The organism is Pseudomonas sp. F-14 TE3623 (assembly GCF_053629015.1).
The window spans coordinates 143,349-168,687 of record NZ_JBRJHM010000001.1 but is presented as its reverse complement, the minus strand read 5'-3'; the positions used below and the strand labels follow the sequence as shown (position 1 = coordinate 168,687).

Annotated in this window: 21 protein-coding genes and 2 pseudogenes; 11 read left to right on the top strand and 12 right to left on the bottom strand. The window is 60.1% G+C overall.

The annotated features are described in order from the left end of the window. Positions 1-40: 40 nt before the first annotated feature. Positions 41-1,990 carry a BCCT family transporter gene (locus AB7M29_RS00735; RefSeq protein ID WP_454248686.1) on the top strand — a complete coding sequence of 650 codons (1,950 nt, stop codon included), beginning with the start codon at positions 41-43 and terminating at the stop codon, positions 1,988-1,990. Positions 1,991-2,202: 212 nt separating this feature from the next. On the opposite strand, the gene choV is transcribed toward AB7M29_RS00735, so the two are convergent. The 3 genes from choV to AB7M29_RS00720 all read right to left on the bottom strand — a co-directional run bounded on the left by choV (position 2,203) and on the right by AB7M29_RS00720 (position 5,251). Beyond that, positions 2,203-3,381: a choline ABC transporter ATP-binding protein gene (choV, locus tag AB7M29_RS00730; RefSeq protein WP_454246141.1), complete on the bottom strand. Its 1,179-nt coding sequence runs from the start codon at positions 3,379-3,381 to the stop codon at positions 2,203-2,205. Then, positions 3,378-4,223, bottom strand: a complete 846-nt coding sequence (gene choW / locus AB7M29_RS00725; protein ID WP_030128579.1) for a choline ABC transporter permease subunit — start codon at positions 4,221-4,223, stop codon at positions 3,378-3,380. The genes choV and choW overlap by 4 nt, the downstream gene beginning before the upstream one ends. A gap of 77 nt (positions 4,224-4,300) precedes the next feature. Then, on the bottom strand, positions 4,301-5,251 hold the full coding sequence (locus tag AB7M29_RS00720; RefSeq protein WP_007907523.1) for a choline ABC transporter substrate-binding protein: 951 nt from the start codon (positions 5,249-5,251) through the stop codon (positions 4,301-4,303). A 437-nt stretch (positions 5,252-5,688) separates the two neighbouring features. Between AB7M29_RS00720 and AB7M29_RS00715 the strand changes: the two genes are divergently transcribed. Together AB7M29_RS00715 and gbdR are read left to right on the top strand one after the other, a co-directional pair. Continuing rightward, a complete protein-coding gene (locus AB7M29_RS00715; RefSeq protein WP_454246140.1) occupies positions 5,689-7,065 on the top strand; it encodes an L-serine ammonia-lyase in 1,377 nt (458 codons plus the stop codon). 532 nt (positions 7,066-7,597) lie between these two features. Further along, positions 7,598-8,701 carry a choline metabolism transcriptional regulator GbdR gene (gene gbdR / locus AB7M29_RS00710; protein ID WP_007937970.1) on the top strand — a complete coding sequence of 368 codons (1,104 nt, stop codon included), beginning with the start codon at positions 7,598-7,600 and terminating at the stop codon, positions 8,699-8,701. Positions 8,702-8,826: 125 nt separating this feature from the next. On the opposite strand, the gene AB7M29_RS00705 is transcribed toward gbdR, so the two are convergent. The 6 genes and pseudogenes from AB7M29_RS00705 to AB7M29_RS00680 form a co-directional block, all read right to left on the bottom strand. Next, positions 8,827-9,090, bottom strand: a complete 264-nt coding sequence (locus AB7M29_RS00705; protein ID WP_017341203.1) for a hypothetical protein — start codon at positions 9,088-9,090, stop codon at positions 8,827-8,829. 380 nt (positions 9,091-9,470) lie between these two features. Beyond that, positions 9,471-10,631: a gamma-butyrobetaine dioxygenase gene (locus AB7M29_RS00700; RefSeq protein WP_454246139.1), complete on the bottom strand. Its 1,161-nt coding sequence runs from the start codon at positions 10,629-10,631 to the stop codon at positions 9,471-9,473. Between the two features lie 13 nt (positions 10,632-10,644). After that, a pseudogene (locus AB7M29_RS00695) lies at positions 10,645-11,122 on the bottom strand (thioesterase family protein). Between the two features lie 165 nt (positions 11,123-11,287). After that, positions 11,288-12,253 carry an L-carnitine dehydrogenase gene (locus AB7M29_RS00690; protein ID WP_454246138.1) on the bottom strand — a complete coding sequence of 322 codons (966 nt, stop codon included), beginning with the start codon at positions 12,251-12,253 and terminating at the stop codon, positions 11,288-11,290. A gap of 140 nt (positions 12,254-12,393) precedes the next feature. After that, the gene (locus AB7M29_RS00685; RefSeq protein WP_217857407.1) at positions 12,394-13,281 is read right to left on the bottom strand and encodes a BKACE family enzyme; all 888 of its coding nucleotides are present in this window, start codon (positions 13,279-13,281) and stop codon (positions 12,394-12,396) included. Positions 13,282-13,380: 99 nt separating this feature from the next. Further along, positions 13,381-14,325, bottom strand: coding sequence for a choline ABC transporter substrate-binding protein (locus AB7M29_RS00680; RefSeq protein ID WP_454246137.1), 945 nt, complete (start codon positions 14,323-14,325; stop codon positions 13,381-13,383). A gap of 207 nt (positions 14,326-14,532) precedes the next feature. On the opposite strand from AB7M29_RS00680, the gene AB7M29_RS00675 reads away from it, so the two are divergent. After that, positions 14,533-15,477 carry a GlxA family transcriptional regulator gene (locus tag AB7M29_RS00675; RefSeq protein WP_217857405.1) on the top strand — a complete coding sequence of 315 codons (945 nt, stop codon included), beginning with the start codon at positions 14,533-14,535 and terminating at the stop codon, positions 15,475-15,477. A gap of 138 nt (positions 15,478-15,615) precedes the next feature. Here AB7M29_RS00675 and AB7M29_RS00670 read toward each other — a convergent pair whose 3' ends face one another. The 3 genes and pseudogenes from AB7M29_RS00670 to AB7M29_RS00660 form a co-directional block, all read right to left on the bottom strand. Continuing rightward, on the bottom strand, positions 15,616-16,032 hold the full coding sequence (locus tag AB7M29_RS00670) for a DUF3010 family protein (RefSeq protein ID WP_217857404.1): 417 nt from the start codon (positions 16,030-16,032) through the stop codon (positions 15,616-15,618). A gap of 33 nt (positions 16,033-16,065) precedes the next feature. Continuing rightward, positions 16,066-16,299: pseudogene (locus tag AB7M29_RS00665) on the bottom strand (helix-turn-helix domain-containing protein); the annotation flags it as partial. Positions 16,300-16,306: 7 nt separating this feature from the next. Further along, positions 16,307-16,708, bottom strand: coding sequence for a lysozyme inhibitor LprI family protein (locus tag AB7M29_RS00660; protein ID WP_038981114.1), 402 nt, complete (start codon positions 16,706-16,708; stop codon positions 16,307-16,309). Between the two features lie 247 nt (positions 16,709-16,955). Between AB7M29_RS00660 and AB7M29_RS00655 the strand changes: the two genes are divergently transcribed. From AB7M29_RS00655 to AB7M29_RS00625, 7 genes are all read left to right on the top strand, one after another. Next, complete coding sequence (locus tag AB7M29_RS00655) at positions 16,956-17,933, top strand: dipeptidase (protein ID WP_007907542.1); 978 nt, start codon at positions 16,956-16,958, stop codon at positions 17,931-17,933. 78 nt (positions 17,934-18,011) lie between these two features. Further along, positions 18,012-18,542 carry a DUF5943 domain-containing protein gene (locus tag AB7M29_RS00650; protein ID WP_052967365.1) on the top strand — a complete coding sequence of 177 codons (531 nt, stop codon included), beginning with the start codon at positions 18,012-18,014 and terminating at the stop codon, positions 18,540-18,542. 15 nt (positions 18,543-18,557) lie between these two features. Beyond that, positions 18,558-20,618 carry a dimethylglycine demethylation protein DgcA gene (gene dgcA / locus AB7M29_RS00645; protein WP_217857403.1) on the top strand — a complete coding sequence of 687 codons (2,061 nt, stop codon included), beginning with the start codon at positions 18,558-18,560 and terminating at the stop codon, positions 20,616-20,618. A 170-nt stretch (positions 20,619-20,788) separates the two neighbouring features. Further along, positions 20,789-22,738, top strand: coding sequence for a dimethylglycine demethylation protein DgcB (gene dgcB, locus AB7M29_RS00640; protein WP_123719625.1), 1,950 nt, complete (start codon positions 20,789-20,791; stop codon positions 22,736-22,738). Next, on the top strand, positions 22,738-23,958 hold the full coding sequence (gene etfA / locus AB7M29_RS00635; RefSeq protein ID WP_038981121.1) for an electron transfer flavoprotein subunit alpha: 1,221 nt from the start codon (positions 22,738-22,740) through the stop codon (positions 23,956-23,958). Before dgcB ends, etfA begins: the two co-directional genes overlap by 1 nt. A gap of 15 nt (positions 23,959-23,973) precedes the next feature. Beyond that, entirely contained in the window at positions 23,974-24,744 is a 771-nt protein-coding gene (etfB, locus tag AB7M29_RS00630; protein WP_030128552.1) for an electron transfer flavoprotein subunit beta, read from the top strand. A gap of 21 nt (positions 24,745-24,765) precedes the next feature. Further along, positions 24,766-25,332 carry an N-acetyltransferase family protein gene (locus AB7M29_RS00625; RefSeq protein WP_454246136.1) on the top strand — a complete coding sequence of 189 codons (567 nt, stop codon included), beginning with the start codon at positions 24,766-24,768 and terminating at the stop codon, positions 25,330-25,332. Positions 25,333-25,339: the final 7 nt, after the last annotated feature.

Sequence of the window (25,339 nt, the reverse complement as noted above, 5' to 3'; positions counted from 1 at the left end):
AATAAAGACCCCACCCGAGAAGGTGACGGTCAACGGTTGGGTGTTTTACACCTCTACCGCGCTGATCCTGCTGTTGACCGCCATTCTGATCATCGCCCCGCAAGAGGCCGGCAGAATGCTCGGCATTGCCCAGGCCTGGTTGTCCCGCAGCTTCGGCTGGTACTACATGGTGGTGATCGCCGCTTATCTGGTTTTTGTGGTTGGCCTGGCGTTTTCGTCCTACGGCAAACTCAAATTGGGCAGCAAGGACGACACCCCGGATTTCAGCTATGGCGCCTGGGCGGGGATGCTGTTCTCGTCGGGTATCGGCATCTCGTTGCTGTACTTCGGTGCTTCCGAGCCGCTGGATCATTACTTCAATCCGCCGGAAGGCGTGGCCGGCAGCAACCTTGCGGCCCGTCAGGCAGTGCAACTGACATTCCTGCATTGGGGCCTGCATGGCTGGGCGATTTACGCGCTGGTCGGCCTGGCCGTGGCGTACTTTGCTTACCGTCATAACCAGCCGCTGGCGTTGCGGTCGGCGCTGTATCCGCTGGTCGGCGAGCGTTGGGTCAAAGGCGCGGCCGGTCATGCGGTGGACGGCTTCGGCATGTTCGTGACCCTGCTGGGGCTGGTGACGAACCTGGGGATTGGTTCGCTGCAAGTGTCGTCGGGACTGGAAAACCTGTTCGGCATGGAGCACAGCAACACCAACCTGCTGATCGTGATCATCGTGATGAGCACCGTGGCGACCATCGCCGCTGTGTCCGGCGTGGAAAACGGCATTCGCCGTTTGTCCAACCTGAACATCGTGCTGTTCAGCGGTCTGCTGATTTTCGTGCTGCTGTTCGGCCCGACCCTGCACCTGCTCAACGGCTTTGTGCAGAACATCGGCGACTACCTGAACGGCGTGGTGCTGAAGACTTTCGACCTCTATGTGTACGAAGCCGACAACGCCAAATCCGAGCGCTGGCTGGGCCTGTGGACCCTGTTCTACTGGGCCTGGTGGATTTCCTGGGCGCCATTCGTAGGGATGTTCATCGCGCGTATTTCCCGTGGTCGTACGGTGCGTGAGCTGGTGGCCGGCGTGCTGCTGATTCCGCTGGGCTTCACCTTGGCGTGGCTGTCGATCTTCGGCAACTCGGCCCTGGACCTGGTGATGAACCATGGGGCGGTGGAACTCGGGAAGACGGCGCTGGAACAGCCGTCGATGGCGATCTACCAGTTGCTTGAGCATTATCCGGCGTCGAAGATCGTGATTGGCGTGTCGATTTTTGTCGGCTTCGTGCTGTTCCTGACCCCGGCGGATTCCGGCGCGGTGATGATGGCCAACCTTTCCTGCAAGGGCGGCAACGTTGACGAAGATGCGCCGCACTGGCTGCGGATCTTCTGGTCGGTGGTGATCACCCTGGTGACCATCGGCCTGCTGTTTGCCGGTAACTTCGAAGCCATGCAAACCATGGTGGTGCTGGCGGGGCTGCCGTTCTCGGTGGTGCTGGTGTTCTTCATGTTTGGCTTGCACAAGGCCATGCGCCAGGACGTGCAAATCGAACAGGAGCAAGCGGAACTGGCAGCGCGTGGTCGTCGTGGTTTCAGCGAGCGCCTGACCCAGCTGGACCTGCAGCCGAACCAGTCGATCGTACAGCGTTTCATGGACAAGCGCGTCAGCCCGGCGCTGGAAGATGCAGCTGTGCTATTGCGTGCTCAGGGCCTGGATGTGCAGACGTTGCTGGGCAAGGCCAAGCGTTGCATGGGCGTGCGGATCGAGATGGAAGAGGGCAACCCTTTTGTCTACGAAGTGAGCCTGGACGGTTATCTGGCGGCGGCGAGTGACACGGTCTCGGCTGAAAGCGCCGATGAACCGCGCGCACGTTACTACCGCGCCGAGGTGTACCTGCACAACGGCAGCCAGGACTACGACTTGATGGGCTTCACTCAGGATCAGATCACCCGTGACGTGCTCGATCAGTTTGAAAGCCATCGGCAACTGCTTGGTCGGGTTTATAGCTAAGAAGTGAGTGGCGCGGTGTTCCAGTGACACCGCGTCATATTTTTCGCGAGCAAGCCCGCTCCCACAGGTAACCGAGTTCTATCAGGGACATGCGGTCGAATGTGGGAGCGGGCTTGCTCGCGAAGGGGCCATCAGCCGCACAGCTGCATGCCCCGATATCCCGCAAACAAAAACGCCGCGATCTCTCGCGGCGTTTTTGTGTCTGCAGCTTTTTACCCCAGGTTCTTGCCGAGCAGCGCGTGGTACAGCTCGCTGTCGCCAAGGATCCCGACAACCTTGTTGTTGTCGTGCAGCACCAGCTTATTGCCGGTCTGGTAACGAATCTGCAGTGCATCGCGCATGCCGATGTTGGAGTCCACCAGCGTTGGTCGACGAGCCAAACCTTCAACCGCTTGCCCCGGTATCCAGTTCTGCAGGTCCAGGCTCGAGCCGTTCTGGCGTGCGCCTTTGATGGTGTTGCCTTCGGCCAGGTCCAGCCACGAATCGCCGCCCGGATCCAGGCACACCGAACCGTTGATGCGTTTGCAGTTGTCCAGGGTGCGCATCAGGCTGCGACCGCACAGTACGTTCAGCGGATTGGTGTGGGCGACAAAGGTTCGCACGTAATCGTCCGCAGGGTTCAGCACGATCTCTTCTGGCTTGCTGTACTGGACGATCCGACCGTCTTTCATGATCGCGATACGGCTGCCGAGCTTCAGGGCTTCATCGAGGTCGTGGCTCACGAACACGATGGTTTTGTTCAGCTTGCTTTGCAGTTCCAGCAGTTCGTCTTGCAGGCCCTGGCGGATCAGCGGGTCAAGGGCCGAGAACGGTTCGTCCATCAGCAGAATGTCGGCGTCCATCGCCAGTGCGCGGGCCAGGCCCACACGTTGCTGCATACCGCCGGAAAGCTCATCGGGTTTCTTGTTGCGCCATTGGGTCAGGCCCACCAGTTCGAGTTTTTCATCGACCAGTTTTTTCCGTTCCTTCTCCGGCCGGCCCTGCATTTCCAGACCGAAGCTGATGTTCTCGCGTACCGTCAGCCAAGGCATCAGAGCGAACTTCTGGAACACCATTGCGATACGCTTGGTGCGCATCATTTTCAGTTCTGCCGGAGTGCAGGAAGCGATGTCGATCTGCTTGCCTTCGTGCTCGACGAACAACTTGCCACGGCTGACGGTGTTGAGGCCGTTGATGCAGCGCAACAGGCTGGATTTGCCGGAGCCGGACAGGCCCATCAGTACGCAGATTTCACCTTTTTCGACGTCCAGCGTGGCTTTTTCAACGCCGACGATTTGCCCGGTCTTTTTCAGGATCTGATCACGGGTCATGCCCTGGTCGAGGAGTTTGAGTGCCTCGCGTGGGTCTTTGGAGAAGATCACGTCCACGTCTTCGAAGCGAATAATGCTCATGCGTCACCCCCTACTTTAGCGTCGGGTTGTTTGCAGATACGGTCGAGCATGATCGCCAGCAGTACGATCGCCAGGCCTGCTTCGAAGCCCAGTGCGATATCAGCAGTGTTCAGTGCGTTGACCACGGGTTTGCCCAGGCCGTCGGCGCCCACCAGTGCCGCAATCACCACCATCGACAACGACAGCATGATGCACTGGGTGATACCGGCCGCGATGCTTGGCATGGCGTGGGGCAGTTCAATCCGTGAAAGCAGTTGACGGCGCGAGCAGCCGAAGGCTTTGCCGGCGTCCATCAATTCCTGCGGAACATCGCGAATACCCAGGTAGGTCAGGCGGATAGGCGCGGCAATCGCGAACACCACCGTCGAGATCAGACCCGGGACCACACCCAGACCGAAGAGGGTCAGGGTAGGAATGAGGTACACGAAGGTCGGCACGGTCTGCATCAGATCGAGCACCGGCCGCATCACTGTGTAGAACATCGGTTTGTGCGCGGCGACGATGCCCAACGGCACGCCGATCAGCACGCACACCAGGGTGGCGAACAACACCTGGGCGAGGGTTTCCATGGTTTCCTGCCAGTACCCCAGATTGAGGATCAGCAGGAAGGAGGCAATGACGAAAACGGTCAGGCCCCATTTGCGTTGGATGAAGTGTGCCAGTAGCGCGATGAGGCCGATCAATGCCAGCGGGTTGAACCAGGTCAGCGCAAAAGTCACGCCGTGGATCATCGTTTCCAGTGACACGGCGATTGCGTCGAAGGTGCTGGCGCCGTTTTGCGTCAACCATTCAACGAAGCCCGCGATGTACTGGCCTAAAGGTATTTTCTGATCAATCAGCATGGTAGTGAACGTCCGCATGCAAGGAAATAAACAGCCCGGGCGAGCGAACTCGCCCGGCGTAAGCGATGCTTCCTAAATCAAGGCTGCGCGAGCTTGGCTTTCACGGCCTCCAGGCCTGGTTTACCGTCAATGGTGGTCACGCCAGCGAGCCAGGTATCGAGCACCTGTGGATTCTTTTTCAGCCAGGCCTTGGCGGCCGCGTCAGGCTTCATTTTGTCGTCCAGGACGTTGCCCATCAGCGTGCTTTCCATGTCGAGGGTAAAGACCAGGTTTTTCAGCAACTGACCCACGTTGCTGCATTCCTGTGCGTAACCCTTGCGGGTGTTGGTGTAGATGGTCGCCTGGCCGAAGTTCGGGCCGAAGTATTCGTCGCCGCCGGTCAGGTACTTCATCTTGAATCGAGTGTTCATCGGGTGCGGTTCCCAGCCCAGGAACACCACGGCGGTGTTGCGGCGCTGGGCGCGATCGACTTGCGAGAGCATGCCTGCCTCGCTGGACTCGACCACCTTGAAGCCGGCGTCTTTCAGGCCGAAGGCGTTCTTGTCGATCATGCTCTGGATCAGGCGGTTGCCGTCGTTACCCGGTTCGATGCCATAGATCTTGCCGTCGAGTTCTTTCTTGAACTTGGCGATGTCGGCGAAATCTTTCAGACCTTTGTTATACAACTCTTCGGGGACGGCGAGTGTGTATTTTGCGTTTTCCAGATTAGCGCGCAGCGTGTCCACGGTGCCGGCATCGCGGTAGGCCTTGATGTCGTTTTCCATGGTCGGCATCCAGTTGCCGAGGAACACGTCCATGTTTTTGCCGTCGGCCAGGGACTTGTAGGTCACCGGCACGGAAATCATCGTGGTCTTGGTCTTGTAGCCCAAGGCATCGAGAACGACGCTGGTGGTGGCGGTAGTGACGGTAATGTCCGTCCAGCCGACATCGGAGAAGTTTACGGTGCTGCATTGGGCCGGTTCTGCGGCTTGAGCCAGAAACGGCAGACTCAGCATGGCGGCCAACAACAACGATGGGGAACCTTTCATAAGGGGCGACTCCTTGGTGTTTTTTTTGGCAGTGTTCCGACTGGACCACCGCACTTATCTGTTGCGGTTGGATGGCGTTTTGGAGACATCTCTACCACGGCGCCTAGCAATCGAGTCGATACGATCATGTACCAGTGAAAATCTGACGCCTACAGGGTGCGTCGTATCCAGTACAGGGATGGTCGCATCCAGTGTCGGTAACGTCGTTTACAGCTTTTTTCAGCCCGTTTTGCCTCGCTGATCCGCAAAAAAACGGCGAAAACATAGCGTAAGCGGCCTGCGGCGCTGGCGGGCATGAGTGCGTCGGTGTGAGACGTTGAACGACATGACAAAAGCCTGATGATGCGGCCATCTCGGCGGATTGCAGCTTGAGCGTAGCAGCTCCGTCACTGGGCGCTTTTGCGCCTGGAGCAGGCACATCCAGGAGTTCAGCAGTAATGGCTATCAGCGTTTTCGACCTGTTCAAAATCGGCATTGGCCCTTCCAGTTCACACACCGTCGGGCCTATGCGAGCTGCGGCGCTGTTCGTGCAAGGTTTGCGTGAGCAGGGTCTTTTGGAACAAGTAAGGCGTGTCGAAGTTCAGCTTTATGGTTCGCTATCTGCCACCGGCATCGGTCACGGCAGCGATAACGCCGTGATCATGGGGCTGATGGGCGAGTGGCCGGACGCGATCGATCCGTCGCAAATCGGCATCCGCATCGAGGCCCTGCGTGAAACCAACACGCTACTGCTCGATGGGCGCTTGTCGGTCCCGTTCATCTGGGCCCGGGACATGCGCCTGATCGACGAGAACCTGCCGTTCCATCCCAACGCCATGACCCTGGTTGTCGAAGGCGATCACGGTGAACTGCATCGCGACACCTACTATTCCATCGGTGGCGGTTTTGTCGTCGATGAGGCACAGGCTTCCAGTGGCGTGGTGGATCTGGATCGCACCGTGCTGCCTTACGACTTCTCCAGTGCCGTCGAGCTGCTCAGTCTCTGCAAGCAGCACAACCTGCGCGTTGCAGAGCTGATGATGGCCAACGAGAAAGTCTGGCGCAGCGAAGAGGAAATTCGCGCCGGCCTGATGAAACTCTGGCGCGCGATGCAAGATTGCGTGGAGCAAGGGCTCAAGCACGAAGGCATCCTGCCCGGCGGCCTGAATGTGCGTCGTCGCGCAGCCAAACTGCACCGCAGCCTGCAAGAACTGAACAAGCCCAACGTGATCGGCTCGACGCTGAGCGCCATGGAGTGGGTGAACCTGTTCGCCTTGGCGGTCAACGAAGAAAACGCTGCCGGCGGGCGCATGGTTACGGCGCCGACCAATGGCGCGGCGGGGATCATTCCGGCGGTGCTGCACTACTTTATGAAATTCAGCGAGGCAGTGACCGACGCCAACGTGGTCGATTACTTCCTCAGTGCCGCGGCGGTAGGGATTCTGTGCAAGAAGAACGCCTCGATCTCCGGTGCCGAAGTCGGGTGCCAGGGTGAAGTCGGTTCGGCCTGCGCCATGGCGGCGGCCGGGTTGGCGGAGATTCTTGGTGCCACCCCGGAGCAACTGTGCAACGCGGCGGAAATCGGCCTGGAACATAACTTGGGCCTGACCTGCGACCCAGTGGGTGGCCTGGTGCAAGTGCCGTGCATCGAGCGCAATGCGATTGCCGCGGTGAAAGCGATCAACGCGGCGCAGATGGCGCTGCGGGGCGATGGTCAGCACTTTATCTCGCTGGACCGGGTGATCCGCACCATGCGTGATACCGGTGCCGACATGCACGACAAATATAAAGAGACATCGCGCGGTGGTTTGGCGGTTAGTGCGGTTGAGTGTTGAATCAGTAGTACCGAGTCGCCTGCTTCGCGAGCAAGCCCGCTCCCACATTGGATTTGTGCACGACGCTGATTAAATGTGGGAGCGGGCTTGCTCGCGAAGGGGCCAGACCAGTCAAAACTGCGCGCTAAGTGAACACTCGATTCAAAACGCGCCACCTTTTAGAGCGTCGTAAACAGACAAGCCGGTCTTCCCAGTTCAGGGATCCAACTCAAGCCTGACCGTCCGTCACCCGTGCTTGCGGTGACACTCTCCCCTGGAGCGTCGCAGCCCTGTTTCCACAAGTGCTACCGATTTGCTCACAGGCAACGGGGTAGCGGGTTTGCGGCCTCTAATGGCACTTATGACCTCTTATCTCTGCGCGCCATATCTAGACGCATCGCGACGTCGTTTTCAGGAGTTATTGAACACGCATTCAAGTTTAGGCATGGCAATTGCTCTGTCATTACAAAGCCCGTCTCCCACGCGAGAACGATGGCAATAAAAAGAGCCTCCGCCTGAGGCCATCACCCGCTTTGTGTGAGGAGATACCGCGATGACGACGTTCAACTCCGGGGCCCAACCCCAGAACCGTGCGCCTCAATCCATCGGCTTTTTGCTGCTGGACAATTTCACGCTTATTTCTCTGGCCTCCGCAGTAGAACCTCTGCGCATGGCCAACCAATTGTCCGGCCGCGAGCTGTATCGCTGGACCACACTCACCGTCGATGGCGGTCAGGTCTGGGCCAGTGACGGACTGCAAATCACCCCCGACGCCTCCATGCACAAAGCGCCGCCCCTGGACACTGTCATTGTCTGCGGCGGTATCGGCATTCAGCGCACCGTAACCCGCGAGCATGTGTCGTGGCTGCAAAGTCAGGCGCGTCAGTCCCGTCGTCTCGGCGCGGTCTGCACCGGCAGCTGGGCCCTGGCGTGCGCCGGTCTGCTGGACGGTTTCGATTGCAGCGTGCACTGGGAATGCCTGGCGTCGATGCAGGAAGCTTTCCCGCGGGTGGCCATGAGCACCCGGCTGTTCACCCTCGACCGTAACCGTTTCACCAGCTCCGGCGGCACCGCGCCGCTGGACATGATGCTGCACCTGATCAGCCGCGATCACGGTCGTGAACTGTCGGCCGCGATCTCGGAAATGTTCGTCTACGAGCGCATCCGCAACGAGCAGGATCACCAGCGCGTGCCGCTCAAGCATATGCTCGGCACCAACCAGCCGAAGCTGCAGGAAATCGTGGCGCTGATGGAAGCCAACCTTGAAGAGCCGATCGACCTCGACGAACTGGCGGTGTACGTCGCCGTTTCGCGTCGTCAGCTGGAGCGGTTGTTCCAGAAATACCTGCACTGCTCGCCGTCGCGTTACTACCTGAAACTGCGCCTGATTCGCGCTCGGCAGCTGCTCAAGCAAACGCCGATGTCGATCATCGAAGTGGCGTCGGTATGTGGTTTCGTGTCTACGCCGCACTTCTCCAAGTGCTACCGCGAATACTTCGGCATTCCGCCGCGTGACGAGCGCGTGGGTTCCAACACCACACAACAAGTGGCGATGATGCCGCTGCCGCAAGCCTTGGTGCTGTCGCCGTTGTCCGGGCCGCTGTCGGCGTTGAGTCAGGCGCGCAATGAGTCGACGTTTGCCAGCGTAAGGCTCTAAACCGCGCGGGCTATTGTGGCGAGGGGGCTTGCCCCCGTTGGGTCGCGCAGCGGCCCCAAGATTTTACGACTGCTGCGCAGCCGAACGGGGCGATGCGGCGTCCCGACAAGCCCCCTCGCCACAGGTCAGGCGCTACGGCTTTGCTGGTACTCCGCCAACGCAGGCAGCAATTGCTTGTCGATCGCCTGGCGCACGGCCGGCAGGATGGTCGCGCTGCTGGTGTACATCTGCTTGACCATGGTCCGCAGCGTCATCGCCCGCTCATCGTTCAAGCCTCGCACTGCACACTCGCAAGCCTGCTCGGCTGTAGAGCCATTCGGTACTTGAAAACCCAACGATTTCAGCTGGCCCAACAGGTCTTCCTGGTCAATCAAATCGGCGTGCATCATGACGCAATCCTTCTTCAGGGAACGGTGTCGTGGCTCGATTCTGGTAGGGGCTGGGGATGGCGGCAAGGACGATTTGTCGCAATGGCCGCAATACCTATGAACAGGTCGCTTTCGGCTAACTTGCGAGCGATGGGAGTGGGCACACTGGACTCAGCTGGCTCCACGAAGGTTTGGTCACCCTCGCGCAACAGCTCCTCAACAGTACCCACCTCTGCCCCGATCCTGTCACGGCTTGATCGGGGTTTTTTTTGGCTGTGAATCAGGGGTTGTCGGGTGTCTGGGCCGACGCCTTCGCGAGCAAGCCCGCTCCCACATTTGATTTGTGAACGACGCAGATCAAATGTGGGAGCGGGCTTGCTCGCGAAGAACGATGACGCGGTCTACCGCTGCAACACCAAAATCCGCGACAACAACTCATCCCTATCAACATAACAACCCTGGAAATGCCGGGCGCCGGTAGCGGGGTCGAAAGCGTTGCGGGCGTGGAGGGTGCGGCGGTTGTCGAAGCACCACATCTCGCCGGGATTGAGCCGGGTCATCACCCGGAACCGCGCCTCGCGGGTCATCGCAATGAAGCGTCGGTAAGCGCGATACAGCTTGGGCATTTGCTCGACTGAAGCATCGAACGGCCCACGCAGAAAGTTCGCCATGCGGATTTCCGACACTTGCCCGAAAGAGTCCAGAGCGATGATCGGCGCCAGACAGCGGTAGTCGCTATGGCGGTCCTTGTTGCGGAACTCCACGGGGATTTCACACAAGGCCTGAAACGCCTCGGGATCTTCCCGACGCAAGGCTTCAGCGATGGCAAAACCGTCGACGAAAATGCTCTCGCCACCGTCGGCGTCATTGACCAGGCAATGTAGAAATTGCAGCCCCGGTTGCAACTCTCGGGTCGGCAAGTCGCTGTGCAGCGGCAGGTTGAAGGCGGTGTAGGCATTGCTGTCGGCGTCGGCCTTGGATTGCACGTTGAACAGCACGCCGAAATTGCTCTCGCGGATGAAGGAGATCCGCTGTGCGATCAGCTTCAGCGAGCCCGGCTCAGTCGGTACGCCGCGAACCTGGGTCAGGCCGATGTCGCGCACGGCCAGTAGCCATTGCAGCAAGGCTTCGTTGTCGTTCATCAACGCCTGATAGTCGAATACTGGAAGCTTCAGGTGGCTGTCCCACAACTTACTTTTCGGTTTGGCGGCGCGGCGTTCGGCGCGGGACTCGTCATCGTAGGCGTGGGCTCGCAGCCAGCCCGGGTCGAAGCGGCTGAGATGGCCGCCCTGCCAATCGACACACAGGCAACCTTCGGCATCGATTCGCGCACTGTCGGGGATCAGATTTTCCGCGACATCGACGATTTCCAGCACTTGCTCGCGGGTCACCGTGTAGACGCACTGCGGGCACGGGCAGTTGTCCCGTAGCCATTGATGATGAAAAGGGCTGACCCTTCCGTCCGCCCACTGCACTTGAATGCGGTCCGCCAGGGTGTGCACGGCGGTCAACGCGCTGATCAACGGGTAGGTGCGGAAATCGGCAAAAGCGGCGGTGTTCATGGCGAGCTCCTTGTTATTTTTCGGGCGGTAAAGCGATTACCCGGCCAATGAAGGCGGGGTGCGGACAGGTCGGCTTGCTCGGCGACAATGGCTTGCAGTTTGCTCAAGGTTTCTTCGCTGAATGGTGCGGATCGCGGTCCGGCGAGGTCGACGTGCAGCAGCATTTGTTCATTGCCCGCCAGCTCCTTGTCACCGCCTACCAGATGCAGGCTGTGGTAGAGGTGCAGGCGCTTGCGGTCATGGCCGATGATCTGGGTGTGCACTTCGACGTCGGCATCGAGCTTCACTTCGTGCAGATAGTTGAGGTGCAGTTCGAGGGTGAACAGCGAATTGCCGCTGGCTTCGCGGTTGTTGCTGTCCATGCCCAGTCGATCCATCAGCGCGTCGGTGGCGTAGCTGAAAATCAGCAGATAGAAGGCATCGCGCAGGTGGCCGTTGTAGTCGACCCAGTCGGGGATGATTTTGGTTTGGTAGGTGGTGAGGGTGGGCATGATGTAGGTTTCCAACATGAGTGGTGACTGGACTGCCGTCTTCGCGAGCAAGCCCGCTCCCACAGTGATTTGAGGTGTAAATACAATTTATGCCACCCAGTAGATCCCTGTGGGAGCGGGCTTGCTCGCGAAGGGGCCAGACCTGCTGACCCATAAGCTTGAGGATTATTCGCTGAACGCCATCCCATGCTTCTCTTTGGTGGTTTTCACCGCCTCCAGCACCGCCAGCAAGCAATCATCACGATAGCGCTCCAGCGCCGAGATGCTGTGCTTGCCCAGCTGCTCGCCGGTGCCATCCACCACGTCATCGATCAATTTCTCGGTCAGCTCCGGCGCCGGCAGATACGTCCACGGCAACTGCAACGCCGGCCCGAATTGCGCCATGAAGTGCCGCATGCCTGCGTCGCCACCTGCCAGGGTGTACGTCAGGAAAGTACCCATGAACGACCAGCGCAGGCCTGCGCCAAAACGAATTGCATCATCGATTTCACCGGTGGTCGCCACACCGTCGTTGACCAGATGCAACGCCTCACGCCACAACGCTTCGAGCAAACGGTCGGCGATAAATCCAGGCACTTCCTTGCGCACATGCAGCGGGCGCATCCCTAAGGATTCGTAGACTTTCATTGCCGCCTGAACCGCTTCCGGCGCGGTATTTTTGCCTCCGACCACTTCCACCAATGGCAGCAGGTAAACCGGGTTGAACGGATGCCCGACCACGCAGCGTTCCGGGTGGGTCGAACTCTCGTAGAACTCGCTCGGCAACAGCCCCGAAGTACTGGAACCGATCAAGGCATTGGGCTTGGCCGCCGCGCTGATTTTGCTGTGCAGTTCCAGTTTCAGGTCCAGTCGTTCTGGAGCGCTTTCCTGGATGAAATCCGCGTCGCGAACGCATTCTTCGATGGTGGCGACAAAGCGCAGACGATCCTGCGACGCGCCGGGTGCCAGGCCTTGTTTCTCCAGTGCGCCCCAAGCATTGGCGACGCGTTTGCGCAGCGCCGCTTCGGCACCGGGCGCCGGGTCCCAGGCCACCACATCGAGGCCGTGGGCGAGGGCGCGGGATACCCAGCCGCTGCCGATGACACCGCTGCCCAGGGCTGCGAAGGTTTTGATATCAGTGATAAAGCTCATGGCGACGTCCTAAAAGAATTCGGTGATCCCTTGTGGGAGCGGGCTTGCTCGCGAAAGCGGAGTGTCAGTCGACAGAAATGTCGGATGTGACGGCCTCTTCGCGAGCAAGCCCGCTCCCATAGGTGAGGTGTAGGTTCGGGTTAACCGCGCTTGGTCAGGCCCATTTTTGTCCGGCCTTCAGCAGGGGTCAGAACGCGGGCGCCGAGGCGGCTGAGGATCTCCGAGGCGCGTTCGACCAGTTGGCCGTTGGTCGCCAAAACACCCTTGTCCAGCCACAGGTTGTCTTCCAGGCCGACCCGCACGTTGCCGCCGAGCAGCACCGCTTGCGCCGCCATTGGCATCTGCATGCGACCGATGCCGAAACCGGCCCAGACCGCGTCGGCTGGCAGGTTGTCGACCATGGCTTTCATGGTGGTGGTGTCGGCCGGCGCGCCCCACGGGATGCCCAGGCACAGCTGAAACAGCGGGTTATCGAGCAGGCCTTCCTTGATCATCTGCTTGGCGAACCACAGGTGGCCGGTGTCGAAGATTTCCAGCTCAGGCTTAACGCCCAGCTCTTGAATGCGTTTGGCGCCAGCGCGCAGTTGCGCCGGGGTGGACACGTAAATGGTGTTGCCGTCACCGAAGTTCAGGGTGCCGCAATCCAGGGTGCAGATTTCCGGCAGCAATTCTTCGACGTGGGCCAGACGGGTCAGCGGGCCGACCAAGTCAGTGTTCGGGCCGAACTCCATCGGGTTCTCGCCCGCGCCGATTTCCAGGTCGCCACCCATGCCGGCGGTGAGGTTGACGATAATGTCGACGTCCGCCTCGCGGATGCGCTCCATCACTTCGCGGTACAGCGCCACGTCACGGCTGAATTTGCCGGTTTCGGGGTCGCGAACATGGCAGTGGACCACGGTGGCGCCAGCCTTGGCGGCTTCCACGGCGGCCGCGGCGATTTGTTTCGGGGTGACCGGCACGTGTGGGCTTCTGGCGGTCGTGTCGCCAGCACCGGTGAGTGCGCAGGTGATGATGACGTCGTGGTTCATGAGGCGGTTCCTTACAGGCGTGATTTTAGGTGTGGCTCAGGACGTGACGATTCCGTTCGCAGCCCACATCGGGCTGCGAATCGGTGATTCATTTCAGGTTTATTTACTGGTCAGTTTCAGGTTTTCAGCAGCCGGTTTGCCGTCGAAGGTGGTCACGCCTTCGAGCCAGCGTTGCTTGTCTTGCGGGTGATCCTTGAGCCATTGCTTGGCCGACTCGAAGGCGTCCTTGTGATCGAGCAGCGGTTGCATCATTCGGCTCTCGTCTTCGGCGGTGTAGGTCAGGTTGCTCAGCAAGCGACCAATGTTCGGGCATTGCTCGGCATATTTCGGCGCGGTGACCGTCCAGACGGTGGCCATGCCTTCGTTCGGGCCGAGGGCGTCTTCACTGCCGGTGAGGTAGGTCATTTGCACGTTGACGTTCATCGGGTGCGGCGCCCAGCCGAAGAACACTACGGCTTCCTTGCGCCGCACGGCGCGATCCACCGCCGCAAGCATGCCGGCTTCGCTGGACTCGACCAGCTGGAACTTGCCCAGGCCAAACTGGTTCTTGGCGATCATCGCCTTGATCTGAGTGTTGGCGCCCGAGCCAGGCTCGATGCCGTAAATCTTGCCGCCCAGTTCTTTTTCGAATTTGGCGATGTCAGCGAAGGTTTTCAGGCCTTTGTCGGCGAGGTAAGTCGGCACGGCGAGGGTGGCGCGAGCATCCTTGAGGCTTGGCGCTTCAAGCACTTCGACCTGCTTGGCATCGACAAACGGCGTGATGGTCTGCGTCATCAGCGGGTTCCAGTAACCGAGGAACAAGTCCAGGCGTTGATCGCGAATGCCGGCGAAGATGATTTGCTGGGAGGCGCTGGTCTGTTTGGTGGTGTAGCCGAGGCCATCAAGCAATACTTGGGTCATGGCGCTGGTGGCGATCACGTCGGTCCAGTTCACTACGCCCATGCGCACGTTCTGGCACGACGCGGGTTCGGCCGCCATGACGCTGGCGCTCAAGAAAGTGGTACCGCTGAGTGCAAGAACACAGCTGCTGATCAGTCGTTTCATGTCGGGTTCCTCGGCAGGTCGTTATTGTGGGTTCCGGTGTCTGATGCGCCGGTGATCTCAAGTTACGCAGCAAAGGCCCTGTAAAAACGCACTGCGGCGACCAGCTCTTGCACTGCAGCGACCTGCGCGCTTGAATGCCGGTTGCAAGTGGCGTATCAACGTCCACACGCTTCCCGCCCTCTCGCTACCTGCCATCGAGTGCGCTCCATGTCCCAGGATTTCTACTTCTTGTTGATGCCGGGTTTTTCGGCGATCGGTTTCATCTCGGCGATCGAGCCGCTGCGGGTCGCCAATCGCTTTCGCGGCGAGCTGTATCGCTGGCATGTGTTGAGCGTTGACGGCGGGGCGGTGTTGGCCAGTAACGGCATGTCGGTCAACGCCGATGCAGCGCTGGAACCCCTGAAGAAAGGCGCGACCTTGCTGGTGGTCGCCGGTTTCGAGCCGCTGAAATTCACCACCCCGGCGCTGGAGCACTGGCTGCGCCGCTTGGACAACGAAGGCGTGACCCTCGGCGCCATTGATACTGGCAGCTTCGTCCTCGCCGAAGCCGGCCTGCTCGACGGCCATCGCCTGACCCTGCACTGGGAAGCTATCGATGCCTTCAAGGAGTCTTATCCACAGCTCAGCGTCACTCAGGAGCTGTTTGAGATCGACCGTCGGCGCATTACCTCCGCCGGCGGCACGGCTTCCATTGACCTGATGCTCGACCTCATCGGCCAGGCCCACGGCCCGGAACTGGCGATCCAGGTCAGCGAACAATTCGTACTCGGGCGCATCCGCCCGCGCAAAGACCACCAGCGCATGGAAGTCGCCACGCGGTATGGCATCAGCAACAAGAAATTGGTGCAGGTGATCGGGGAGATGGAGCAGCACAGCGAACCGCCGCTGAGTACGCTGGCGCTGGCGGAATCGATCAAAGTGACTCGGCGTCAGCTGGAACGCCTGTTTCGCCTGCATCTGAACGACACGCCGAGCAATTTCTATCTGCGGTTAAGGCTGGAGAAGGCGCGGCAGTTGCTGCGTCAGACGAACATGAGTGTGTTGGAAGTGAGCATCGCGTGCGGGTTTGAATCGCCGTCGTATTTCACCCGCAGTTATCGGGCGAGATTCGAGCGCTGCCCGCGTGAGGACCGACGTACGGCTAAAGCGTAATTCTGACGACGCCCGAGAAACCTGTGGGAGCGGGCTTGCCCGCGATGGGGCCGGCACATTCAATGTTGATGTTGACTGACACACCGCCATCGCGGGCAAGCCCGCTCCCACAATGATCGGTATTGATGAGACAAAATGTTACTTCTTCATCAACACCGAGCACGCCGCTTTGTAGGCCTCATGCTGATACTTGTTCAGCGTCTCCGGCAGTGCAAAATCGAACTTCTTGTTCTGCGCATTGATGGTCTGCGGCGACAGCAGCGTCACCTCGCAATTTTCCAGCAGCTGGAAAATCCCCTCAATCTTGAACGTAGTCGGCCCACCGGCGAACTCGCCTTTCTTGCTGCGCTTCTTGATCGCGATCCGGTCAATGGAATTCTCGCGAACAAACGACGCCACCTGAGCGGCGAAGACTTTGACATTGGCGGCTTCGTCGTCCTCGTCGAGGGCGATTTTCTTGGTGTTCAGTTCGACATGGCTCAGGGCCTGGCCGTCGAGGGAGGCCACGGCGATGATCGCTTCACTGCCTTTGATTTCGATGCCGCAGATTTTCATTTCAATCCCTTTTTCCTGATGCTGGCGTTCAGCTTACAACTCTAGTTGGTTGGCAGTGATGCCAAAAGCTGCGGCAATTTTTTCACGGGTTGCCTTGCGGGGCTTGGCGACCGTCTCTTGCTGGGCGAAAGCCGGTTGGGAAATGCCCATGCGCTTGGCAACTTCATCCTGCGTAAGGTTCAGGTGTTCGCGCCAGGCGCGAATAGGAAGTGCTCCATCGACGATGCGGCTCACTACTTCGTGGGGGATCAAATAATTCTCCATTCTTATGTCTTTATTCCTGCCCAATCGACTCCAAAAACTCCGACCGCTCGTCACTCATGCGCGCCACGCAATCGTTCTGCGCAATGGTGAACGCTTTGCTACCACTGGTCGCCGGAAATGCGTCCACTGCGCAATCGGCGTCCCGGGTTTTCAGCCATTGCTGTTGCGCGGTTTTGATTTTGGCGGTGATGTCGGTCAGTTGCGCCTTGTTGTTGCCGTAAAGCGTTTGCATGCGCTCGGTGAGGCTTTGGTAGTTGTCGCTCAGCAGCTGTTCGGCGGTGGTTCTGCTATAGGCCGAGCATTCCAGGGTCTGGATTTCGTTTTCGACGGCGTCGCAGGGGTTGTCGTCGGCCTCTTCAGCTGCTTGTACGCCAGTCGCTATCAGTGCCAAAGCCAGGAAGATCGATTTCATTGCGCCGCCGCCCCTTAATCCAGTCATGCATTCAGTAAAACATCAGTGATGCGGCGAATTCTGGCCCAAGCGGGCGACGTTGGATAGGTAGGCAATGACGCCTGTTGACGACCCTTTGTCGCGGATTGACGCTTTCGGCAATTCCCCTGTCGTTTTTGCACCCGGCTGCCCCGGCCCTCAGGCATATGCTGGCCCCAAAGCGCCGGCACACGATTCGGCGCATGAATCGCTAATAGGGGACAGCCTGATGAGCCCAGCCGAATTGCACGCCGACAGCATCGTTATCGACGGGCTGATTATTGCCAAGTGGAACCGCGAGCTGTTTGAAGACATGCGCAAGGGCGGTCTGACCGCGGCCAACTGCACCGTGTCGGTGTGGGAGGGCTTCCAGGCCACTGTCAACAACATCGCCGCCAGCCAGAAGCTGATCCGCGAGAACAGCGACCTGGTGATTCCGGTGCGCACCACCGCCGATATCCGCAAGGCCAAGGAGCAGGGCAAGACCGGCATCCTCTTTGGCTTCCAGAATGCTCATGCGTTTGAAGACCAGATCGGCTACGTCGAGGTCTTCAAGCAGCTCGGCGTCGGTATTGTGCAGATGTGCTACAACACCCAAAACCTGGTTGGTACCGGTTGCTACGAGCGCGATGGCGGCCTGTCGGGTTTCGGTCGTGAAATCGTCGCCGAGATGAACCGCGTCGGCGTCATGTGCGACCTGTCCCACGTCGGCTCGAAAACCTCCGAAGAAGTCATCCTCGAATCCAAGAAGCCGGTCTGCTACTCCCACTGCCTGCCGTCGGGTCTGAAAGTTCACCCGCGCAACAAATCCGACGAAGAGCTGAAGTTCATCGCCGATCACGGCGGTTTCGTCGGCGTGACCATGTTTGCGCCATTCCTGGCCAAGGGCATCGATTCGACCATCGACGATTACGCCGAAGCCATCGAATACACCATGAATATCGTCGGCGAAGACGCCATCGGTATCGGCACCGACTTCACCCAGGGCCATGGCCAGGACTTTTTCGAATACCTGACCCATGACAAGGGCTACGCCCGCCGCCTGACCAGCTTCGGCAAGATCATCAACCCGCTGGGCATCCGCACCGTGGGCGAGTTCCCGAACCTGACCGAGACCCTGCTCAAACGCGGCCATTCCGAGCGGGTGGTGCGCAAGATCATGGGCGAGAACTGGGTCAACGTCCTCAAAGACGTTTGGGGCGAATAAGCCACCGCACCTCTGAATCCTTTCCCCCGGCCGTCCGTGCCGGGGGCAACACAACGAATTTTCTGGAGTTAAGTTTCCATGGCCAAGATCGCCCCGCAATTGCCAATCGAAGTCGACAGCGAAACCGGTATCTGGACTTCCGACGCCCTGCCGATGCTGTACGTACCGCGTCACTTCTTCGTCAACAACCACATGGGCATCGAGGAAGTGCTGGGTGCCGACGCCTACGCCGAAATCCTCTACAAGGCCGGCTACAAGTCCGCCTGGCACTGGTGTGAAAAAGAAGCTGAATGCCACGGCCTGGAAGGCGTCGCAGTGTTCGAGCACTACATGAAGCGTCTGTCGCAACGCGGCTGGGGCTTGTTCAAGATTCAGGACATCGACCTCGACAAAGGCACCGCCAGCGTCAAGCTCGAACACTCCGCATTTGTCTACGTGTACGGCAAGGTCGGGCGCAAGGTCGACTACATGTTCACTGGCTGGTTCGCCGGCGCCATGGACCAGATCCTGGCCGCTCGCGGCAGCAAGATCCGCACTGTCGCCGAACAAGTCTACGGTGGCTCCGAAGAAGGCCACGACGACGGTTTGTTCACCGTCAAGCCGTTGTAAGTCGAGGACCCCGCCATGGCTTTCGAAGCAATGTTCCAGCCGATCCAGATCGGCAAACTGACCATCCGCAACCGCGTGCTCAGCACCGCGCACGCCGAGGTCTACGCCACCGACGGCGGCATGACCACCGACCGGTACGTCAAGTATTACGAAGAGAAAGCCAAGGGCGGGATCGGCCTGGCGATTTGCGGCGGTTCCTCCAGCGTGGCCATCGACAGCCCGCAAGGCTGGTGGAAGTCGGTCAACCTGGCCGACGACCGGATCATTCCGCACTTCCAGAACCTGGCCGACGCCATGCACAAGCATGGCGCCAAGATCATGATCCAGATTACCCACATGGGCCGTCGTTCCCGCTGGGACGGCGAGCATTGGCCAACCCTGCTGTCGCCGTCGGGCATCCGTGAACCGGTGCACCGCGCGACCTGCAAAACCATCGAGCCGGAAGAAATCTGGCGGGTGATCGGCAACTACGCAAGCGCAGCCGCACGGGCCAAGGCCGGTGGCCTGGACGGCGTCGAATTGTCTGCCGTGCACCAGCACATGATCGACCAGTTCTGGAGCCCGCGAGTCAACAAGCGTACCGATGAATGGGGCGGCAGCTTCGAAAACCGCATGCGTTTCGGCCTGGAAGTGATCAAGGCTGTGCGCAAGGAAGTCGGTCCGGATTTCTGCGTCGGCATCCGTCTGTGCGGTGACGAATTCCACCCGGATGGTTTGTCCCACGAGGACATGAAGCAGATCGCCAAGTACTACGACGACACCGGCATGATCGACTTCATCGGCGTCGTGGGCTCGGGTTGCGACACCCACAACACCCTGGCCAACGTTATTCCGAACATGAGTTATCCACCGGAGCCATTCCTGCATTTGGCCGCCGGTATCAAGGAAGTGGTGAAGGCTCCGGTTTTGCACGCACAGAACATCAAGGATCCGAACCAGGCGACCCGTATTCTGGAAGGCGGTTACGTCGACATGGTCGGCATGACCCGCGCCCACATCGCTGACCCGCATTTGATCGCCAAGATCAAAATGGGCCAGGTCGACCAGATCAAACAATGCGTCGGCGCCAACTACTGCATCGACCGTCAATACCAGGGCCTGGACGTCTTGTGCATCCAGAACGCCGCGACCTCCCGTGAATACATGGGCGTGCCGCACATCATCGAGAAATCGACCGGTGTGAAGCGCAAGGTCGTGGTAGTCGGTGCCGGTCCTGCCGGGATGGAAGCGGCTCGCGTGTCGGCCGAACGTGGCCACGACGTGACCCTGTTCGAGAAAAAAGAATTCATCGGCGGGCAGATCACTACCGCGTCGAAAGCTCCGCAACGGGATCAGATTGCCGGCATCACTCGCTGGTTCCAGTTGGAACTGGCGCGTTTGAAAGTCGACCTGCGCCTGGGCGTGGCGGCGGATGCGGCGACCATTCTCGACCTGCGTCCGGATGTAGTGGTGCTCGCCGTCGGCGGCCATCCATTTTTGGAGCAGAACGAACACTGGGGCGCGGCTGAAGGCCTGGTGGTCAGCAGTTGGGACATCCTCGACGGCAAGGTGGCACCGGGCAAGAACGTGCTGGTCTACGACACCATTTGCGAGTTTACCGGGATGTCGACGGCCGACTTCCTCGCCGACAAGGGCAGCCAGGTCGAGATCGTCACCGACGACATCAAACCGGGCGTGGCCGTTGGCGGAACGTCGTTCCCGACTTACTACCGCAGCATGTACCCGAAAGAAGTGATCATGACCGGGGACATGATGCTGGAGAAGGTCTACCGCGAAGGCGACAAGCTGGTGGCGGTACTGGAAAACGAATACACCGGCGCCAAAGAGGAGCGGGTGGTCGACCAGGTGGTCGTCGAGAACGGCGTGCGTCCGGACGAAGAAATCTACTACGCGCTGAAGGAAGGCTCGCGCAACAAAGGCCAGATGGACATCGAAGCCCTGTTCGCGATCAAGCCTCAGCCTTCGCTGAACCAGGCGGGCGACGGCTACTTGCTGTTCCGCATCGGCGACTGCGTGGCCCAGCGCAACACCCACGCGGCGATCTATGACGCGTTGCGGTTGTGCAAGGATTTCTAAGAGCTTGTGGATAACCCTGTGGGAGCGGGCTTGCTCGCGAATGCAATCTGTCAGCCGACATTGATGTCGACTGACCCAACGCTTTCGCGAGCAAGCCCGCCCCCACAGGAATCGAGCAAGGCATCCAGGTAGTTTGGCCTGCAAGACCCTGCGGTCTTTGGGAGCTCCACATGTTGAACACCCTTCTTCCAATCCTGTTGTTCGCTGCCTTGGGCCTGGCTGTCCTGGGCGCGTTGCGGCGGGTGGCTATGTGGCGTCAGGGCCGGGCTTCGAAAGTCGACCTGATCGGCGGTCTGTTCGCCATGCCCAAACGCTACATGGTCGACTTGCACCACGTCGTCGCGCGGGACAAATACATCGCCAATACCCACGTCGCCACGGCCGGTGGTGCAGTGGCGTCCATTGTGCTGGCGATTCTGGTTCATGGCTTTGGCCTGCATAACCGCATCCTCGGTTATGCACTGCTGCTGATGTCGGCGGTGATGTTTGTCGGCGCGATCTTTATGTTCCTGCGCCGTCGCAACCCACCGGCCCGGCTGTCCAAAGGCCCGTGGATGCGCTTGCCGAAAAGCCTGATGGCGTTCTCGGCATCGTTCTTCCTGCTGACCCTGCCGGTCGCCGGCATCCTTCCGGAAAACTTCGGTGGTTGGGTGGTGGCTGCGATCCTCGGCGTCGGCGTGCTTTGGGGCGTGTCGGAACTGTTCTTCGGCATGACCTGGGGCGGGCCGATGAAGCACGCCTTCGCCGGTGCCTTGCACCTGGCCTGGCACCGTCGCGCCGAACGTTTTGGTGGTGGTCGTTCCACCGGTTTGAAGCCGCTGGATCTGAATGACCCGAACGCGCCGCTGGGCGTGGAAAAACCCAAGGATTTCACCTGGAACCAGCTGCTCGGCTTCGACGCCTGCGTGCAGTGCGGTAAATGCGAAGCTGCGTGCCCGGCGTTTGCCGCCGGCCAGCCGCTGAACCCGAAAAAACTGATTCAGGACATGGTCGTTGGTTTGGCTGGCGGTACTGACGCCAAATTCGCTGGCAGTCCGTATCCGGGCAAAGCCATTGGCGAACACAGTGGCAATCCGCATCAACCAATCGTCAACGGTCTGGTGGACGCTGAAACCCTGTGGTCCTGCACCACTTGCCGTGCCTGCGTCGAGGAGTGCCCGATGATGATCGAGCACGTCGACGCCATCGTCGACATGCGTCGCCATCTGACTCTGGAAAAAGGCGCGACCCCGAACAAGGGCGCCGAAGTTCTGGAAAACCTGATCGCCACCGATAACCCGGGCGGCTTCGCGCCAGGTGGGCGGATGAACTGGGCGGCGGATTTGAACCTGAACCTGCTCAGCGAGAAGAAATCCACCGACGTGCTGTTCTGGGTCGGCGACGGTGCCTTCGACATGCGCAACCAGCGCACCCTGCGCGCCTTCGTCAAAGTGCTGAAAGCGGCCAAGGTCGACTTCGCAGTGCTGGGTCTTGAAGAGCGTGACAGTGGTGACGTGGCACGACGCTTGGGCGACGAAGCGACCTTCCAGCTGTTGGCCAAACGCAACATCCAGACCTTGGCCAAGTACAGCTTCAACCGCATCGTCACGTGCGACCCGCACAGTTTCCACGTGCTGAAAAACGAGTACGGCGCCTTCGACGGTAACTACCTCGTGCAGCACCACAGCACTTACATGGCGGAGATCATTGGCGAAGGCGCCCTGAACCTCGGCCAGCACAAAGGCAGCAGCGTGACCTATCACGACCCGTGCTACCTCGGTCGCTACAACGGCGAATACGAGGCACCGCGTGAAGTACTGCGCGCCCTGGGCATCGAGATCAAGGAAATGCAACGCTCCGGTTTCCGTTCTCGCTGCTGCGGTGGCGGTGGCGGTGCACCGATCACCGACATTCCGGGCAAGCAGCGGATTCCCGACATGCGCATGGAAGACATCCGCGAAACCGGCGCCGAACTGGTGGCCGTGGGTTGTCCACAGTGCACTGCGATGCTCGAAGGCGTGGTCGAACCGCGCCCAATGATCAAGGACATTGCCGAACTGGTGGCCGATGCGTTGCTCGAAGACGCAACGCCGGGAAAGCCATCGGCACCGGCCAAACGTGAACCTGCGGAGGTGCATTGATGAGCGACATTATCCGCCGCGACCCACGCGCCGAATGGATCGCCCGCAACCGCTTGCACCCGCTGCATGCGGCCATGCAACCGGCGCAACACAGCTGGATGGGGCCTAACGGCCTCATCCGCAAAAATCCTCACGGGATCGGTTTTATCGGCCCCAACGGCATCAAACGGATTGACCGTAGCGGCGCTCAGCAGGGCGGGGCGACTAAACGCTCGGCCGCGGTTGAAGTGCAGTTGCCGCTGCATCAAGTGGCTGCACCCGCGTTCTACATCAGCGTGGTGCCGGACATGGTTGGTGGCCGTTTGAGCAGCCACGACCGCGACTTGCTCGGCCTGGCCCATCAGTTGGCCGGCAAGGACGGCGCGGTACTGGCCGTGGTCTTCGGTGAGCACAAGGAAAACGCCTTCGCTACAGCTGGCGTGGATCGCTTGCTGGTGCTTGAGGGCGACGAATTCAGCGGTTATGCACCGGAACAACGCGTCCAGGGCCTGCGGGCTGTGGATAACCAGTTCAGCCCCCGTCACTGGTTGCTGCCGGACAGCCGCAGCGGTGGTGGCGAACTTGGTCGGCGCTTTGCCGCCGCGTTGGGCGAACGCCCGGCCACGCGGGTCTGGCAGGTCAAGGATCAGGAGTGCATCGGCCGCGCCGGTGCTGGGTTGCAAGACCTGGCGCGTCCAGTCGCACGCTTGATTCTGGCCGCTGCCGAATGCGCTGAACCGGTCAGCGAAACCCGTCACGAGGCCTTGCCAGTGGAGTTATCCACAGCGGTCGCACGCAGCCTGTCGCGGATCGAAGATCTGGGCGCGGTGGCGGTGGACCCGGCAGCGATTCCGATGGCCGAAGCCGAATTCATCTTCTCCGGCGGCAACGGGGTCAAGGACTGGGGACTTTTCCACAGGACTGCCGAGGCGTTGGGTGCGACGGAAGGTGCGTCACGAGTGGCGGTGGACGACGGCTTCATGGCCCGCGACCGTCAGGTCGGTGCGTCTGGCACTTGGGTCACAGCACGGGTTTACGTGGCGGTGGGCATTTCCGGGGCGATCCAGCACCTGCAAGGCATCGGTGCCTGCGACAAGGTGGTGGCAATCAACCTCGATCCTGGCTGCGACATGATCAAACGGGCCGACCTGTCGGTGATCGGCGAGAGCGCCGAGATTCTTCAAGCCTTGATCGATGCGGTAGAGGCTTACCGCAATGAAGCCAAGCGCGATGCGGCTTAAGGAAAGGAAAGGGTTATGAGCACGAAAATCATCAGCCTGGTGTCCATCGGTGCCCACCCGACCTCCGGCCGGCCACGCCGCGCCGAGCAGGATGCGCGGGCGGTTGAACTGGGTTTGCAACTGGCTGGGGATAACCTGCAAGTGCTGCATGCTGGCGACGTCGCGGAACCGGCACTGCGCGCTTATCTGGGCATGGGCCTGGAACAGCTGCATGTGCTGGAGCAACCGGAAGGTGCTGACGCGCTGCCAGCATTGACCGCGTATTTGCGCGATGCCGGGGCGCAAGTAGTGCTGACCGGCAGTCAGGCGGAAACCGGTGAAGGCTCGGGCATGTTGCCGTTCCTGTTGGCGGAAAGCCTTGGCTGGCCGCTGGTGGTGGGGTTGGCGCAGGTCGAATCCATCGACGGTGGTTCGGCGCTGGTGCTACAGGCCTTGCCTCGTGGACAGCGTCGTCGCCTGAAAGTACGCCTGCCGTTTCTGGCGACTGTGGATAACGCAGCGCCCAAGCCTCGGCAGAGTGCTTACGGTCCGGCACGTCGAGGGGTATTGCAGGCAGATGAAGTCGAGGTGATCGACGATGAGCTGCTGGCAGTGGCTACGCTGCAACCGGCCAAACCACGGCCCAAACGCTTGAAAGTGATCAAGGCCAAGAGCGGTGCAGACCGCATGAAAGCCGCGACGGCCAAGGCCAGTGGTGGAGGCGGACAGGTGCTCAAGGGCGTGACCGCACAGGCGGGTGCCGAAGCCATTCTCAAGTTGCTGATCGAAGAAGGCGTGGTTCGCTAACGGTCCTGTGGAGCCCGGTAAATGGCAGTTGAGTTTCGTTCGGCCCTTCGCGCGGATGCGCGGGAGATTGCTCGCTTGTTTCAGATTTCATCAGAAGGTGCGGCGGATTACATCTGGAGCCAACTGGCGCAGCCTGGCCAGGACCTGCTGGAGGTCGGCGCCAGTCGTTACGCACGTGAAGACGTTGATTTCTCCTATCAGAACTGCCTGATCGCGCAGGCTGAGGGAAAGGTCATCGGCATGCTGCACAGCTACGCGATGCGCCACGATCCGCAGGCCGCTCCCGTGACCGATCCGGTCCTGGCGCCGTATGCCACGATGGAAATCCCCGACACCCTTTATATTTCGAGCCTGGCCCTGCATGAGGGCTGGCGCAATCACGGGTTGGGCAAACAATTCCTCGCCTATGCCTACGACCGCGCCAACCGGTTGGGGCTCAACGGCTTGAGCCTGATTGACTACGCGGTGAACACCGGCGCCCGGCGGTTCTATGAGCGCCATGGTTTTCGGATCGTCGATACCTGCCAGATCACGCCGCATCCGATGATTAGGGTCACTGGGGAAGCCTATTTGATGTATCGGCCTTGAGGCTGAG